15 protein-coding genes are annotated in these 14670 nt (G+C 70.5%); 11 read left to right on the forward strand and 4 right to left on the reverse strand.

The window, feature by feature from the left end:
• Positions 1 to 227: 227 nt before the first annotated feature.
• The 8 genes from GTY96_RS29835 to GTY96_RS29870 all read left to right on the forward strand — a co-directional run bounded on the left by GTY96_RS29835 (position 228) and on the right by GTY96_RS29870 (position 8882).
• Positions 228 to 1226 carry a hypothetical protein gene (locus tag GTY96_RS29835; RefSeq protein WP_143907166.1) on the forward strand — a complete coding sequence of 333 codons (999 nt, stop codon included), beginning with the start codon at positions 228 to 230 and terminating at the stop codon, positions 1224 to 1226.
• A 27-nt stretch (positions 1227 to 1253) separates the two neighbouring features.
• On the forward strand, positions 1254 to 1796 hold the full coding sequence (locus GTY96_RS29840) for an RNA polymerase sigma factor (RefSeq protein ID WP_255442839.1): 543 nt from the start codon (positions 1254 to 1256) through the stop codon (positions 1794 to 1796).
• Positions 1793 to 2575, forward strand: a complete 783-nt coding sequence (locus GTY96_RS29845; RefSeq protein ID WP_161666507.1) for a DUF4384 domain-containing protein — start codon at positions 1793 to 1795, stop codon at positions 2573 to 2575. Before GTY96_RS29840 ends, GTY96_RS29845 begins: the two co-directional genes overlap by 4 nt.
• Entirely contained in the window at positions 2572 to 4308 is a 1737-nt protein-coding gene (locus GTY96_RS29850) for a caspase family protein (protein ID WP_407926988.1), read from the forward strand. The genes GTY96_RS29845 and GTY96_RS29850 overlap by 4 nt, the downstream gene beginning before the upstream one ends.
• An 11-nt stretch (positions 4309 to 4319) precedes the next feature.
• Positions 4320 to 5276, forward strand: a complete 957-nt coding sequence (locus tag GTY96_RS29855) for a hypothetical protein (RefSeq protein WP_201756527.1) — start codon at positions 4320 to 4322, stop codon at positions 5274 to 5276.
• A gap of 118 nt (positions 5277 to 5394) precedes the next feature.
• Positions 5395 to 6687 (forward strand): AmpG family muropeptide MFS transporter, encoded by a 1293-nt coding sequence (locus GTY96_RS29860; RefSeq protein WP_161666509.1) that lies wholly within the window; start codon positions 5395 to 5397, stop codon positions 6685 to 6687.
• Between the two features lie 144 nt (positions 6688 to 6831).
• Positions 6832 to 8469: a phosphoglucomutase (alpha-D-glucose-1,6-bisphosphate-dependent) gene (gene pgm, locus GTY96_RS29865; RefSeq protein ID WP_161666510.1), complete on the forward strand. Its 1638-nt coding sequence runs from the start codon at positions 6832 to 6834 to the stop codon at positions 8467 to 8469.
• Positions 8470 to 8525: 56 nt separating this feature from the next.
• Complete coding sequence (locus GTY96_RS29870) at positions 8526 to 8882, forward strand: DoxX family protein (protein ID WP_143907176.1); 357 nt, start codon at positions 8526 to 8528, stop codon at positions 8880 to 8882.
• A gap of 6 nt (positions 8883 to 8888) precedes the next feature.
• Here GTY96_RS29870 and GTY96_RS29875 read toward each other — a convergent pair whose 3' ends face one another.
• On the reverse strand, positions 8889 to 9770 hold the full coding sequence (locus tag GTY96_RS29875) for an SDR family oxidoreductase (RefSeq protein WP_201756528.1): 882 nt from the start codon (positions 9768 to 9770) through the stop codon (positions 8889 to 8891).
• Between the two features lie 405 nt (positions 9771 to 10175).
• On the opposite strand from GTY96_RS29875, the gene rpoZ reads away from it, so the two are divergent.
• Entirely contained in the window at positions 10176 to 10415 is a 240-nt protein-coding gene (rpoZ, locus tag GTY96_RS29880; RefSeq protein WP_143907178.1) for a DNA-directed RNA polymerase subunit omega, read from the forward strand.
• Positions 10416 to 10431: 16 nt separating this feature from the next.
• On the opposite strand, the gene GTY96_RS29885 is transcribed toward rpoZ, so the two are convergent.
• From GTY96_RS29885 to GTY96_RS29895, 3 genes are read right to left on the reverse strand one after another with little or no spacing between them, the layout of a single operon-like run.
• Positions 10432 to 10905 carry an NUDIX hydrolase gene (locus tag GTY96_RS29885; RefSeq protein WP_161666511.1) on the reverse strand — a complete coding sequence of 158 codons (474 nt, stop codon included), beginning with the start codon at positions 10903 to 10905 and terminating at the stop codon, positions 10432 to 10434.
• Positions 10906 to 10942: 37 nt separating this feature from the next.
• On the reverse strand, positions 10943 to 11614 hold the full coding sequence (locus tag GTY96_RS29890) for a hypothetical protein (protein WP_161666512.1): 672 nt from the start codon (positions 11612 to 11614) through the stop codon (positions 10943 to 10945).
• A complete protein-coding gene (locus GTY96_RS29895; protein ID WP_143907184.1) occupies positions 11604 to 12203 on the reverse strand; it encodes a hypothetical protein in 600 nt (199 codons plus the stop codon). Before GTY96_RS29895 ends, GTY96_RS29890 begins: the two co-directional genes overlap by 11 nt.
• A 426-nt stretch (positions 12204 to 12629) precedes the next feature.
• Between GTY96_RS29895 and groES the strand changes: the two genes are divergently transcribed.
• Positions 12630 to 12920 carry a co-chaperone GroES gene (gene groES, locus GTY96_RS29900; RefSeq protein WP_120600169.1) on the forward strand — a complete coding sequence of 97 codons (291 nt, stop codon included), beginning with the start codon at positions 12630 to 12632 and terminating at the stop codon, positions 12918 to 12920.
• 47 nt (positions 12921 to 12967) lie between these two features.
• Positions 12968 to 14620, forward strand: coding sequence for a chaperonin GroEL (gene groL, locus GTY96_RS29905; RefSeq protein ID WP_143907186.1), 1653 nt, complete (start codon positions 12968 to 12970; stop codon positions 14618 to 14620).
• Positions 14621 to 14670: the final 50 nt, after the last annotated feature.

Raw genomic sequence — 14670 nt, forward strand, 5'->3', positions numbered from 1 at the left:
TCGGGTGTCGTTTTTCCATGGGCGAAAGGTAGGGACGGCCCATTTCGACCGTCGGGCAGGCGGCCGAGGGCGGCCGGAGAGCAGCCAGCCAGCCGCCAAGCCCCTGGTTTCATTGGGCGTTTCCAAGCCAAGCGAGCCCCTTTTCTGTTTTTCGGCGGGCCTGTGTCCATAGGAGCGAATTCCCTGCCGCACGGCCCGCATGACGGGCCCCGAAAGGACACGACGCCATGCTGCGCAAGAGCCTGCTGTGTGCCTCCCTGCTGTTCGCCGGCTGCAACGATGCCCAGAGCACCGACGCCGACACGTTCCGCGATGGCCTGCCCTCCAAGGAGATGACGCAGGTGAAGGCGCCGAAGCAGAACGGCCAGGGCCTGACGGCGGAGGGGCCGTCCGCGATGTACGGACAGGGGCAGAAGGCCGAGTACTACCAGGCCACGGTGGCGGCCACGCTGGCGGTGAACGGCGGCACGCTGTGGGTGCTCGGCCTCATCGAGCAGATCACCAAGTACCCGCCGACGACGCTGGAGGAGAACAAGGCGGTGTGGGGTCCGAGCACGGAGGCCCTGAGCCCCACGACGTGGCGGCTGACGGTGACGAAGTCAGGGGACGCGTCGTTCTCGTGGGTGCTGGAGGGCAAGGCGAAGGCGGCGGACGACAGCGCGTTCCGCGCGGTGCTGTCCGGCACGCAGGTGGTGGCGGTGGACGCGAACGGCGAGCGCATGAAGGGCTTCGGCTCCGGCGAGCTGCTCATCGACTGGGACGCGTCGCGCACCCTGCCGGACGCCGACGACAACGTGGGCACGGTGGAGATCCGCTACGCGCGCCCGAGCGCCACGGCGGAGGCCACGGTGGACGCGGACTTCCACCAGGTGCGTGACGAGAACGACGCCAGCAAGCGCGTGGACGGGAACTACCACTACAAGGCGTCCGCGACGGCGGGCGGCGAGTTCGAGTTCGCGACGTACAAGGACATCGACAACGGCAACCCGCTGCGCGCGAAGCTGGAGAAGCTGTCCATCAAGAGCCGTTGGGCGGCGACGGGCGTGGGCCGCTCGGACGTGAAGGTGACGGGGGGCGACCTGGTGGGCGAGGCCACGCTGAACGAGTGCTGGGATGCCAACTTCCTCAGCACCTACTTCCGCGTCAGCCTGGACCCCCGCCTGGGCTACGGCGAAGTGGAGGCCGCCTGCGGTGGCTTCAACGCGGCGGTGTACTCGTCGCTGTGAGGTTCCTCGCGGTAGGCTGAGCCGCGCGTGACCGGACCGACCCCGCTGGCCCTGAAGGTGGTGCCTCCCCGTCCCACCGAGGACCGGCGGGCCGTCCTGCGCGAGCTGTATGTGAAGTACGGCGGCAGCGTGCGTGAGCGCTGCCGTTATCTGCTGAAGGACGCGAGCCGGGCGGAGGACGCGATGCACGACGTCTTCGCCCGCGCGCTGGTGCACGGGGATTCGTTCCGGGCGGAGGCCTCTCCGCTCACGTGGCTGATGAAGATCGCCACGCACCACTGCCTCAACCAGCTGCGCTCGGAAGGGGCGGCGTGGCGCCGGTGGTTCGCGAGGGACGCGGCGGCCCGCTCGGAGGGCCACGGCGGAGCGGAGGAGATGGAGACGCGGGACCTGGTGCGCAAGCTGCTGGCCCGGGTGGACCCGGAGACGCAGGCCGCGGCGATCCACTACCACGTGGATGGAATGACCCTGGAAGAGGTGGCCGGGGTGCTGGGGCGGTCGGTGCCCACGGTGAGGAAGCGGTTGGAGCATTTCGCGGAGCTGGGTGGAGAGGAGCTGAGCGTCCGATGAGCGCGCACGAGTCGACCTGGACATTGCGTCGCCTGCACGCCGGCGAGCTGCCCGCCCTGGAAGCCACCCGCGCCCGGGAGCACGCCGACGCGTGCGAGAGGTGTGGCGCGACGCTCCGCTCGTTCGCGGAGGCGCAGGCCTCCTTCGAGGCGGAGGTGCCCTTCGAACGCTTCGAGGCGGGCGTGGAGCGGGCCCGCGAGAAGCAGCCCCAGGCACGGAGTGAGCCGGCGCCCAGCACGCGCTGGGTCCGGCCGCTGATGGCGGTGGCGGCGTCGGTGGGGGTGCTGGTGTTGGCGCGGCCGATGCTGGAGCGCGGCGGGGTTTCGGATCCGGTGGCGGGCAACCGGCTCAAGGGCGGCGCGAGCGCGGAGCTGCGCATCGGTGGCGGCGGGGAACCACAGCGCGTGGCGAGCGTGGACGCGCCGGAGGGGCTGCGGCCCGGGGAGCGGGTGCGGCTGGGCTATTCAGCGGAGGCGTTCCGCTATGTGGCGGCGCTGTCGGTGGATGCGCAGGGTGAGGTGACGCCGCTGTATCCCGAGTCCGGCGACAGCCTGTCGGTCGAGCCGGGCGCCGGACAGCACTGGCTGCCAGAGAGCGTGGAGTTCACCGGCGCGGGCGCGGAGCGCGTGGTGCTGGTCCTGACGGACACGCCTGTGTCGATGGACACGTTGAGCGACGCGGCCCGGAAGGCCTTCGCGGCGGCGGGGCGGGACGTCACGCGCATGGCCCCGCTGGATGTGGCGGGAGCGCAGACGCAGTGGGTCCTGCTGAAGCCATGAGCAACGGCCCCGTCAGACACCGCGCGCCGGGACGGACACCGCCTGTCCAGCTCCGCCGGACGCGAGCCGTGGTGGCCTCCATCCCCGCGTGGGTGTCGGCCGTCGTGCGGGGCCTTCGCGCGCCAGGACAAAGAGCGGCCCCCTTTATCGCGAGCGCGCGCGCATGGCTTCCCCTGCTCGTGGTCGCCTGGGTGTCCACCGCCCACGCGGACACGCTGCACCGCTTCGCGCTCATCGCGGGCAACGACGCAGGCGGAGCGGACACGCGGCCCTTGAGCTACGCGCGCGGCGATGCGCGCAAGATGCACGACCTGCTCACGCGGCTGGGCGGTGTCGCGCCGTCCGACGCGAAGCTCCTGCTGAACAACGACGCGAAGGACTTCCTCCTCGCGCTGTCGGAGCTGGAGCAACGGGCGCGCGCGGCGCAGGCGCGAGGCGAGCGCACCGCGCTGTTCGTCTACTACTCCGGACATGCGAAGGACGGCGCGCTGCGCCTGGGTGACTCCCGGCTGGCCTTCGACGCGCTCAAGCGCCGGTTGGCCGACGCCCCCGTGGACATCCGCATCGCCATCCTGGACTCGTGCCGCTCCGGCGCGCTCACGCGCACCAAGGGCGCGCGCAAGGCCCCCGCCTTCGACGTGGAGTCCGGCGCGGCGCGCGATGCCCGCGGCGTCGTCATCCTCACCTCCAGCGCCGCGGACGAGGACTCCCAGGAGTCGGACGCGCTGGGTGGCAGCTACTTCTCCCACCACCTGGCGAGCGGGCTGCTGGGCGACGCGGACCGCAGCGGCGATGGGCGCGTGACGCTCTTCGAGGCCTATTCGCACGCCTACGCGCGCACCGTCGCGGACACCGCCGACAGCAGCGCGGGCCCCCAGCACCCCACCTTCAGCTACGACCTCGCGGGCAACGGCGACCTCGTCCTCACCGACCTGCGCGCGAGCGCCGAGGGGCTGGTCGTGCCCGGCAGCGCCCCGGCGGGCTCGTACTACTTCGTGGATCCAGGCGGCCTCGTCGTCGCGGAGCTGGACAAGGCCGAGGACGCGGAGCGCCGCGTGGCCCTGGCTCCCGGCACGTACCGCGTGAAGCGCCGGCTCAGTGACCGGCTGCGCATTGGCGAGGTGGAGGTCACTCGCGGCCGGACCACCGTGTTGCAGGAGCCGCGGCTGAAGGACGCCCCCTTCTCCGACGATCCCGTGAAGGGCGCGGCGCGGGACCGGGGCTCCTGGTGGGCCTTCGGGCTCACCGGAGGCCTCCAGTCCTTCTTCGACCCGGAAGTGCGCCAGTCGCTCTTCCTCTCCGTGCCCCTCTTCGGCGCGGAGGCCGAGCTGCACGACTACTTCAGACGCGACTGGATCTGGGGCTTCGACGCGGTGGTGGGCGGCACGAAGAGCGTGCTGGCGCTGCCCACGCTCGCGGGGCCGGCCTACCGGTACTCCGTGGTGAACGTGGGCACCAGCCTCACCGCCGAGTGGCCCCTGGGCCGCGTCGCGCCCTTCGTGGGCGCGCGGGTCGCGTACCTGGTCATGAACCGCCGGTTCGACGACGCGGCGTTCCCGGATCAGCACTTCGCCATGGTGTCGCCGGGACTGGTGACCGGAGCGCGCTTCCGGCTCACGCCCCGCGTGCAGCTCACCGCGCGAAGCCGCCTGCAGTATCTCCAATACACGGTCGATGCGCAGCGCTCCCTGGGGTACTGGGAGCTGGCGGCGCTCCTCACGTACGAGCCATGAGGGAGCACGTGATGCGAAACCTAGCCCTGGCCCTGACCAGCCTCCTCGCGGTCGCGTGCGGCGGCGACTTCTCCAACGACGACCTGGAGTTCCAGAACGCCCTGCCCCAGCGCGAGGACCTGGCCGCGAAGCTGCCGGCCTCCGCCCGCGCCAGCCAGGGCCTGGGCACGCGCACCCAGCGGCTGGGCCTCCAGGTGCTGGGGGGCACGTCGGGCCTGGCGCTCCAGGCGTACACGGCGGGCTCGCAGTTCAACGCGAGCGTGGACGGCCTGCTCGCGCTGCTGGAGCTGTTCCGCAACGCCCCGCCCACCACGCGAGAGACGGACCGGCGCATCTGGGGTCCCTTCCCCGCGGACGACCACCCGGGCCACGAGCTGCGCTTCGTGATGGAGCGCACCGGCGCGGAGTTCAACTACCTCCTCCAGTTCCGTCCCCAGGGCGCGGGCGAAGGCGATTGGTGGACGTACCTGCCTGGCAGCTTCAAGGCGGACGGCGGCATCCGCAAGGGCGAGGGGACGCTCGCGCTGGACTTCAAGGCGGCCCGCGCGAAGGGCTTCGACACGAAGGGCGCGGAGGGGGTGGACCGGCTGGACATCGCCTACCAGACGAAGACGCCGCCCACGAACGTGCTGCTGCTGTTCACCGCCAAGGGCGCCGCGCTCCCCGACACGCGCTATGCGTCGCGTCAGACGCCGGAGGGGCTGGGGGAGATGGCCTTCCGGCTGCCAGGGGAGGACCTGGTGCCCGGCGGGCTCCTGGAGACGCTGGACATCGTGGCGCGCTGGACGCCAGACGGCCGGGGCGTGCTGGTGCTCACCATCCTGGAGGGGGACGCGAAGGGCGCGAAGTACACCGAGTGCTGGGACGCCCGGACGCGAATCACCTTCATGCAGCGCAACTGGGACTTCCTCAATCCCACCGAAGGCAACCGAAGCACCTGCCCGGACGTGTCCGCGCTGGACCTCTGAGCCCCGGAAGCGGCCCGGGTTTCGGCCCGGTGGGCAGCCGGGCGGACAGTCCCTGCCCCATGGAAGGTGACGCGCCGGGTGGATTCTCTATGCTGGCGGCTGTTCTCCCGCGCCCTCCATGCCCAATTCCTCGCTTCTCACCGTCTTGAAGAGCCGGCGCATCTGGCTCCTGATGGCCGTCGGCTTCGCGTCCGGCCTCCCCCTGTGGTTGACCGGCGTCACGCTGTCCGCGTGGATGAAGAACGAGGGGGTGAACCTCAAGACCATCGGCATCTTCAGCCTGGTGGCGCTGCCCTACACCTTCAAGGTGCTGTGGGCGCCGCTGATGGACCGCTACACCCTGCCCTTCCTGGGCCGCCGCCGCGGCTGGATGCTGCTCACGCAGGTGCTGCTCATGGGCGCCATCGCGGCCATGGGGCTCGTCAACCCGAAGGACGCGCCGGTGGCCATGGCGTGCATGGCCGTGGTGGTGACGTTCCTGTCCGCCAGCCAGGACATCGTCGCGGACGCGTGGCGCACGGACAGCCTCACGATGGAGGAGCGCGGGCTCGGCAACTCGATCTACGTCACCGGCTACCGGCTGGGCATGCTCGTCGCGGGCGGGCTCGCGTTCATCCTGTCGGACCACCTGGGCTGGTCCCGGACGTACTACGTGATGGGCGTGCTCATGGGCGTGGGCGTGTTGGCCACGCTGCTGGCCCCAGAGCCGCAGAGCGTCCGGCCCCCGCGCAACCTGGCGGACGCGGTGGTGCGGCCCTTCGTGGACTACTTCCGCCGCAAGTACGCGCTGGGGGTGCTGGCGTTCCTGGTGCTCTACAAGCTGGGAGACGCCATCGCCGCCAGCATGGTGACGCCGTTCTACATCGAGCTGGGCTTCTCCAACACGGAGATTGGCGCGCTCAGCAAGACGCTGGGGATGTTGGCCACCATCGGAGGCGGCCTGATAGGCGGACTGCTGATGGTGAAGCTCAGCATGCGCCGCGCGCTCTTCATCTTCGGCGCCGCGCAGGGCATCACCAACCTGGCCTTCATGGCGCTGGCGCTGGTGGGCAAGAACGACGTGATGCTCGCGAGCACCATCGCCGTGGACAACGTGTGCACGGGCCTGGGCGTGACCGCGTTCGCGGCGTTCTTGATGTCGCTGTGCCACAAGAGCTTCAGCGCCACGCAGTACGCGCTGCTGTCCGCGCTGGGCACCATCGCCAACCGGCTCATCGGCTCCGTGTCCGGCTACCTGGCGACGTGGATGGGCTGGCCCACCTTCTTCGGCTTCACCGCCGTGGCGGCCATCCCCGCGCTGGTGCTGCTGATGTTCCTGCCCGAGAACGCGGCCCAACCCGTGGAGGAGGAGCCCCCCTCCGCGCCAGAGGCCATGCCGCCCACGGCGCCCTCCGTCGCCGCCGCGCGCTGACGGCTTCCGGACACGCGCCCCTACCCGCCCGGTCCGCGCTCCCGCCCGCTACTGGACGGAGCGCGTCATGACCGGTGCGGCGCCCGACAGGGACCGCGACTTCGGCTCCCCTCCGTCAGCGCGCGCGACTAGGGTGGCTCCGTCATGGCCCACCCCTCCGCTGGCAAGCCCCTTTCGCGCGACCTGCTCATCGACCCCGAGAAGCTGCGCGCGCAGTACTACGACGACACGCCCGACGCGTCCGTGGCCGAGCACCGCGTCGCCTTCGGCACCTCCGGGCACCGCGGGAGCGCCGCGCGCCGCAGCTTCAACGAGCCGCACATCCTCGCGGTGGTGCAGGCCCTGTGCGAGTACCGCAAGCAGCAGGGCTATGACGGTCCGCTGTTCCTGGGCATGGACACCCACGCATTGTCGGAGCCCGCCCAGCGCACCACGCTGGAGGTGCTGGCCGCCCACGGCGTCGAGGTCCGCTACACGGACGGCGCCACGCCCACGCCGGTCATCTCCCACGCCATCCTCACGTACAACCGGGGTCGAACGAGCGGGCTCGCGGACGGCATCGTCATCACCCCGTCCCACAACCCGCCGGAGGACGGCGGCATCAAGTACAACCCGCCCAACGGCGGCCCCGCGGACACCCAGGTCACCTCGCGGGTGGAGAAGCGCGCCAACGAGCTGATGGCCGCGGGCAACCAGGGCGTCCAGCGCGTCCCCTACGAGCGGGCGCGCGCCAGCGCCACGGTGAAGGCCTACGACTTCATCACCCCGTACGTGGCGGACCTGGCGAACGTGGTGGACCTGGAGGCCATCCGGGGCGCGAAGCTCCACCTGGGCGCGGATCCGCTGGGGGGCTCCAACCTGGACTACTGGGCGCCGCTCGCGCGGAAGTACGGCCTGGACCTGACGGTGGTGAACCCCACGGTGGACCCCACCTTCGGCTTCATGCCCGCGGACCACGACGGGAAGATCCGCATGGACTGCTCGTCGCCGTACGCGATGGCGAACCTGGTGAAGCTCAAGGACCAGTACGCGCTCGCCTTCGGCAATGACACGGACTCCGACCGCCACGGCATCGTCACCCGCAGCCAGGGGCTGATGAACCCCAACCACTACCTCGCCGTCGCCATCAGCTACCTGTTCCGCAACCGGCCGGGCTGGAAGGCGGACGCGGCGGTGGGCAAGACGCTGGTGAGCAGCAGCCTCATCGACCGCGTGGCGAAGGACCTGGGCCGCCGCGTGGTGGAGGTGCCGGTGGGCTTCAAGTGGTTCGTGGACGGGCTGCTGGACGGGTCGCTGGGCTTCGGCGGCGAGGAGAGCGCCGGCGCGTCCTTCCTGCGCCGCGACGGCACCGTGTGGACCACCGACAAGGACGGCATCATCCTGGACCTGCTCGCGGCGGAGATCCTCGCGCGCACCGGCAAGGACCCCGGCCAGCACTACCAGGACCTGGCGAAGACGTTCGGCGCGCCGCTGTACACGCGCATCGATCAGCCGGCCACGTCCGCGCAGAAGGCCGCGCTGAAGAAGCTGACGCCGGAGGCCGTGAAGGCCACGTCGCTCGCGGGGGAGCCCATCCTCCAGCGCCTCACCCGCGCGCCGGGCAACAACGCGGAGCTGGGCGGGCTCAAGGTGACGACGGAGAACGGCTGGTTCGCCGCGCGCCCGTCCGGCACGGAGGACGTCTACAAGATCTACGCGGAGAGCTTCCGCGACCAGGCGCACCTGGACACCATCGTCCAGGAGGCGCGCGCCATCGTCGGAGAGGCGTTCGCCGGAAAGTAGGCGTGGACGGGGCGCCCCGCCCAGGCTTCGATGCCGCCGCGAGGAGCCCCACCCCCATGGATGTGAAGACAGTCCTGCAGTACCTGCTCGCGGTGTCCATGGTCGGCGCGGGGGTGAACCACTTCCTCAACCCCCGCGTGTACATGCGCATGATGCCGGCGTACCTGCCCCGCCCGAAGGAGCTGGTGCTGCTCAGCGGCGTGGCGGAGGTGCTGCTGGGCGTGTTCCTGGTGGTGCCCGCCACGACGCGGCTGGCGGCCTGGGGGCTGGTGGCGCTCTTCGTGGCGGTGTTCCCCGCGAACCTCCACATGGCCCTGCACCCGGAGCGGTTCCGGAAGCTTCCCCCGGCCCTGCTCTGGCTGCGGCTGCCGCTGCAGGGGGTGCTCATCCTGTGGGCGCTCTGGTACGTCTGAGGACGGTCAGCGCCAGAGCGGCGCGTGGTCCTCGATGTACTGGCGCACCGTGCGCGTGGGGCGGCCCAGGAGGTTGGTGAGCGTGGGGTTCACCTGCTCCGCCTTCCCGAACCGCAGGCCCACGTGCATCAGGGTCTGCATGCCCAGCTGTCCCCACGACAGCCGGCGCTGGTGCAGGTGGTGCACGTAGCCAGGCACCGAAGCGGGCACGTAGCGGATGGGCCGGCCCAGCACCTCCGACAGCACCGACGCCACCTCGCCGAACGTGACCGCCTCCTGCCCGGTGAGGGTGAAGGCGCGGTCGCGCAGGGATGTGTCCAGCAGCGCCCGCGCAGCCACCTCGCCCATGTCGCGCACGTCCACGAAGGCCACCTTGCCGTGGCCCGCGGGCATGTAGAGCCGGCCGTCCTGCCGGATGTCCTCGCGGTACGCGTCCCCCAGGTTCTGAGCGAAGAACGCCGGACGCAGCAGCGTCCACCCGACGGACGCGCGCTTCAGGTGCTCCTCCACCGCGCGGTGCGGCGCCCATGAGCGCTTCTCCGCGCCCGCCATGGACAGGAACACCACCTGCTTCACGCCCTGCGCCGCGGCCGCGTCGATGAACGCGTTGAGCGCCCCTTCCGCGTGGGAGATGGCCGGCGGCCGCATCAGGAACACGCCCCGCACGCCCTCCAGCGCGGGAAGGAACGTCTCCGGCCGCAGGAAATCCAGCGGGACCGGCGCCACGTCCCCGTCCATCTCCTTGAGCAGCGACGTGGCGTGCTCCGGCGACTTCACCGCCGCGCGCACCGCCACCCCTTCCGCCAGCAGCGCCCGCACCACCGCGCGCCCCACGTTGCCCGTGGGCCCGGTCACCAGCACCGGCCCGCTCACGGACGCCCCTCCCATGGCCCGCCCCTCCCACCCGACATGCACCCGGCACGGCCGGCGCCGCGCGATGCCACTGCGCTCATGCGGAAGACTCCTCATGCGAACCCGCGGCGCCGGACATCCTCCGGCACGGGGTGGTTTAGACCCACCTTCACATCCCATTCCCACCTCGGAAAAACGCACCCCTCCTGATCCGTTGAGGCCACCCGCTCTTGAATTCCGGAGGATGAGAACCCGGTGTGCGGCACCCAACACGGGAGGCCTGGGAGCAGGCGTGGGGAGGAGCAGGGGGCGGACGGGCAGGCGAAGCCCGGCCGGGCTTCAGGCGGGGCGTGCGGCCCGCCATCCTTCCTTGACTGATCCAACCCTGCTCTTTAGGTTGAGAGGCTTCCACCGGCTCACCAGAGCCAAGAAGGATGTTCCATGGCCCGCGTTACCGTTGAAGACTGCCTCCCCTACGTGGACAACCGGTTCGCGCTGGTGCTGCTGGGCGCCAAGCGCGCGCGCCAGCTGATGGCCGGCGCCCGGCCCATCCTGGAGACCTCCAAGAACAAGCCGCCCGTGCTCGCCCTGCGCGAGGTCGCCACCCAGCGCGTGAAGTTCGACCGCGACGTGCGCGAGGCGCTCTCCGGCAAGTACGTGGGCGAGGAAGCCAAGAAGTAGCCTCCCCCGCTTGCCGCTACGCCGGCTCCTTCCCCTCCACGGAGGGAGGAGCCCCGGGCGCCAGGCCCTGGGCGCGCATCCACCGCAGCGCCCGGCCGGCGACGGCCTTCTCACCCTTGTACCCCAGCGCCGGAATCAGCCCTTCCAAGGGCAGCCAGCGCACCTCGTCCACCTCCACGCGCGGCCCCGGCAGCGGCCCCAGCTCTCCCGCCTCGTAGCGGAAGAGGAAGAAGTGGACGCGCTTGAAGATGCGCTGCCCGCGGAACTGGTAGACGTAGCGGATCTCCCCCAGCGGCGCGAGCAGCGCCACGGAGAGCCCCGTCTCCTCCCGCACCTCGCGGCGCGCGGTCTGCTCCGGCGTCTCTCCCGGATCCACGTGCCCCTTGGGCAGCGCCCACAGGTGCCGCCCGTGCGGACGGATGACCGCCACCTCCCAGGCGCCCTCCTGGAAGCGAATGACGATGCCTCCTGAGGACGCCTCGCGCGGCATGGCTCCACCCTACCCGAAGCGAGGGGCGGCCGGGCCATCAACCGCCGTGCGCGAAGTGCCGCAGCTTGGCTTCCGCCCCCAGGCGGTAGGCATAACGCAGGTCGCCGAGGAGCTTGTCCAACCGCCGGCTCGCGACGTGCCCCATGAGCCGCACGCAGAAGCGGCGGGAGAGCCGGTTCGCCTCCTCGTAGCGCCAGCGCTCCTCCACCGACAGCCGGGGCTGGTACGCCACGCGGTCGAAGAGGCGGCCCAACAGCTCGCGGGACCACCCGGCGACCCCCTCGCCCCAGCGGTGCAGCAGGCACACCACGAACTTGTCCACCTCCGCCTGGGCCTCCAACTCCAGCAGCGACACCGTGCGCTCGTAGTGCGCCGTGTGCGCGACGTAGAGGAAGTGGCTGACGCCCTCGGTCACCTGGCAGTAGCCATCCAGGTCGCCCTCCAGCACGGAGCCCAGGGGGCTGGCGTCATAGCGCTCCATGCGCTCGCGCAGCGCCGGGGCCAGGTAGAGCGCCAGCTCCAGTCCGCCCCGGGCCTCCAGCACCAGCAGCTCCTCCGGCGCGCGGCCGGTGCCGCCCAGGAGCGCGGCCACCTCCGCGTCCACCACCACGAAGGCCTCCGCGCGCGCCTCGCAGCGGAAGCCGTAGATGGCCTCCAGGTGGGCCTGGAGCCGCCCCACGAGCGGGAAGTCCGCGGCGTCAGTTGGCAAGGGAGCTCTTGCGCGGAACCCACCCGGCGTCCACCAGCACGCGCTCCAGCGTGTCGCTGCCGGTGCGCGCCCAGGACTCGTAGACGCGCAGCGCGCCAGCGGGCCCCGCGCTCACCAGCCCGCGCGCGCTGATCTCCTCCAGCACCTCCACCAGCGACCGGAACTTGTCGCACAGCTCGCGGTACACGCCGGTGAAGCCCCCCGGGGGCACCAGCTCCGCGACCTGGCCGTACGCCGCTCCGCCCATCTGGATGTAGTAGTCCGGGCCCACCATCCCCTGCTGCAGCGCGCCAGAGAAGAAGCCCACTTTGTAGAGCGACACGTCGCCCAGCCGCCGCAGCGTGCGGATGCGCTCGTCGCGCTCCTGCTGCAGCGCCCGGTGGTACAGCTCCGCCAGCGGCTCGTGGTCGCGCCGGCCTTCCGCGTCCCGGCTGAACAGCTTGTCCGTGGCCGCGAACTCCGCCAGCAGGTTCACCAGGTAGAACTCGGTGGACTCTCCCAGCGCCACCCGCTGCCGGGCCGCGGCCTCCAGGAGCAGTTCGCGGAAGAACTCCTTCAGCGAGGAAGAGGACGTCACCAGTCCGCTCATCGAGCACACCTCCCGAGGGGTCCCTGGAAGGCGCCATGGCCTCCAGGAGACGCTTCGGGCAAGCGTAGCCATGTCGCACGGCGTCGGCAAAAGGGACTCAAGTCTTATCAAGGACTTACGTTGGCACTCGGAATGGACGAGTGCCAACGGGCCGACACCTGGGACGGCCTGGCGGGCAGGCGTGGCCCAGGGGGAATCTTCCAGGAAAAGCGCAGGCGGGACGGGTGTTTAGCCGCGTACGGACGGATGCCCCGACGTCGCTTGACGAGGTGAAGTCCCTGGTTATTATCCGCCGCGCCTAGGCGTTAGCACTCAGCAGGTGCGAGTGCCAACGCCGGGGCCCACAGGCCCTTTTCAACCCCCAGCGGCGTCCCGGTCCGGACCCTTCCGTCCGCCTCCGGCAGCCGCGGTTCACAGGAGCAAGCCATGAAGATTCGTCCCCTGCAGGATCGGCTCATCATCAAGCGCGTCGCCGAGGAGAACAAGACCAAGGGCGGCCTCTTCATCCCCGACACGGCGAAGGAGAAGCCGCTCGAGGGCAAGGTCGTGGCGGTCGGCAACGGCAAGGTGCTGGAGGACGGCAAGGTGCGCGCCATGGACATCAAGGCGGGCGACACCATCCTGTTCAGCAAGTACGCGGGCACGGAGATCAAGCTGGACGGCGAGGATCACCTGATCCTCCGCGAAGAGGACGTGCTGGGCATCATCGAGAAGTGAAGCCCGCCGTTCGTCTTCCCACCCACAACTTCTAGAGGATTCAGACCATGGCGAAGGACATCATTTTCGAAGTGCGCGCGCGCGACGCCATCCTGCGCGGCGTGAACATCCTGGCCGACGCGGTCAAGGTGACCCTGGGGCCCAAGGGCCGCAACGTCGTCATCGAGAAGAGCTTCGGCTCCCCCACCATCACGAAGGACGGCGTGACGGTGGCGAAGGAAATCGAACTGGAGAACAAGTTCGAGAACATGGGCGCCCAGATGGTCAAGGAGGTCGCCTCCAAGACGTCGGACGTCGCCGGTGACGGCACCACCACGGCCACCGTGCTGGCGCAGGCCATCTTCCGCGAGGGCGCGAAGCTGGTCGCCGCGGGCCACAACCCGATGGACATCAAGCGCGGCATCGACAAGGCCGTCGCCGCCATCACCGCCGAGCTGAAGACGCTGGCGAAGCCGACCAAGGGCAACAAGGAAATCGCCCAGGTTGGCACCATCTCCGCCAACGGCGACACCACCATCGGCCAGATCATCGCGGACGCGATGGAGAAGGTCGGCAAGGAGGGCGTCATCACGGTGGAAGAGGCCAAGGGCCTGGACACCACCCTGGACGTCGTCGAGGGCATGCAGTTCGACCGCGGCTACCTGTCCCCGTACTTCGTGACGGATCCGGAGCGCATGGAGGTCGTGCTGAACGACCCCCTCATCCTCATCAACGAGAAGAAGATCTCGTCGATGAAGGACCTGCTGCCCATCCTGGAGCAGGTGGCGCGCGCCGGGAAGCCGCTGCTCATCATCGCGGAGGAGGTCGAGGGCGAGGCCCTGGCCACCCTGGTGGTGAACAAGATCCGCGGCGTGCTGAACGTGGCCGCGGTGAAGGCGCCGGGCTTCGGCGACCGCCGCAAGGCCATGCTCGAGGACATCGCGACCCTCACCGGCGGCCGGATGATCGCCGAGGACCTGGGCATCAAGCTGGACACGCTGACGCTCCAGGACCTGGGCCGCGCGAAGCGCGTGACCATCGACAAGGACAACACGACCATCGTCGATGGCGCGGGTAGCCAGTCCGAAATCGAGGCGCGCGTGAAGCAGATCCGCGCGCAGGTGGAGGACACCACCAGCGACTACGACCGTGAGAAGCTCCAGGAGCGCCTCGCGAAGCTCGTGGGCGGCGTGGCCGTCATCAACGTGGGCGCCGCGACCGAGACGGAGATGAAGGAGAAGAAGGCCCGCGTGGAGGACGCGCTCAACGCGACCCGCGCGGCCGTCGAGGAGGGCGTGGTGCCCGGCGGCGGCGTCGCCTACATCCGCTGCCTCAAGGCGCTGGACACCCTGAAGGTCGGCGACGGCGAGAAGTCCGGCGTGGACATCATCCGCCGCTCCGTCGAGGAGCCGCTGCGTCAGATCGTCGGCAACGGCGGCCTGGAGGGCAGCGTGGTGGTGAACAAGGTCAAGGAGGGCACGGGCGCCTACGGCTTCAACGCCGCGACCGGGACCTACGAGGACCTGCTGGCCGCCGGCGTCATCGACCCGGCCAAGGTGAGCCGCACCGCGCTGCAGAACGCCGCGTCGGTCGCCTCGCTGATGCTCACCACGGAGGCCATGGTCGCCGAGCGCCCGAAGGCGGACGACGACAAGGGCGCCGCGGGCGGTGGCATGGGCGGCATGGGTGGCATGGGCGGTATGGGCGGCATGGGCATGTAGTCGCCCCCCGTCCCCGCGCGACACAGGGGATGGACCTGACGGCCTCCGGC

The organism is Corallococcus silvisoli, from assembly GCF_009909145.1.
GTDB classification, from domain to species: Bacteria; Myxococcota; Myxococcia; order Myxococcales; family Myxococcaceae; genus Corallococcus; species Corallococcus silvisoli.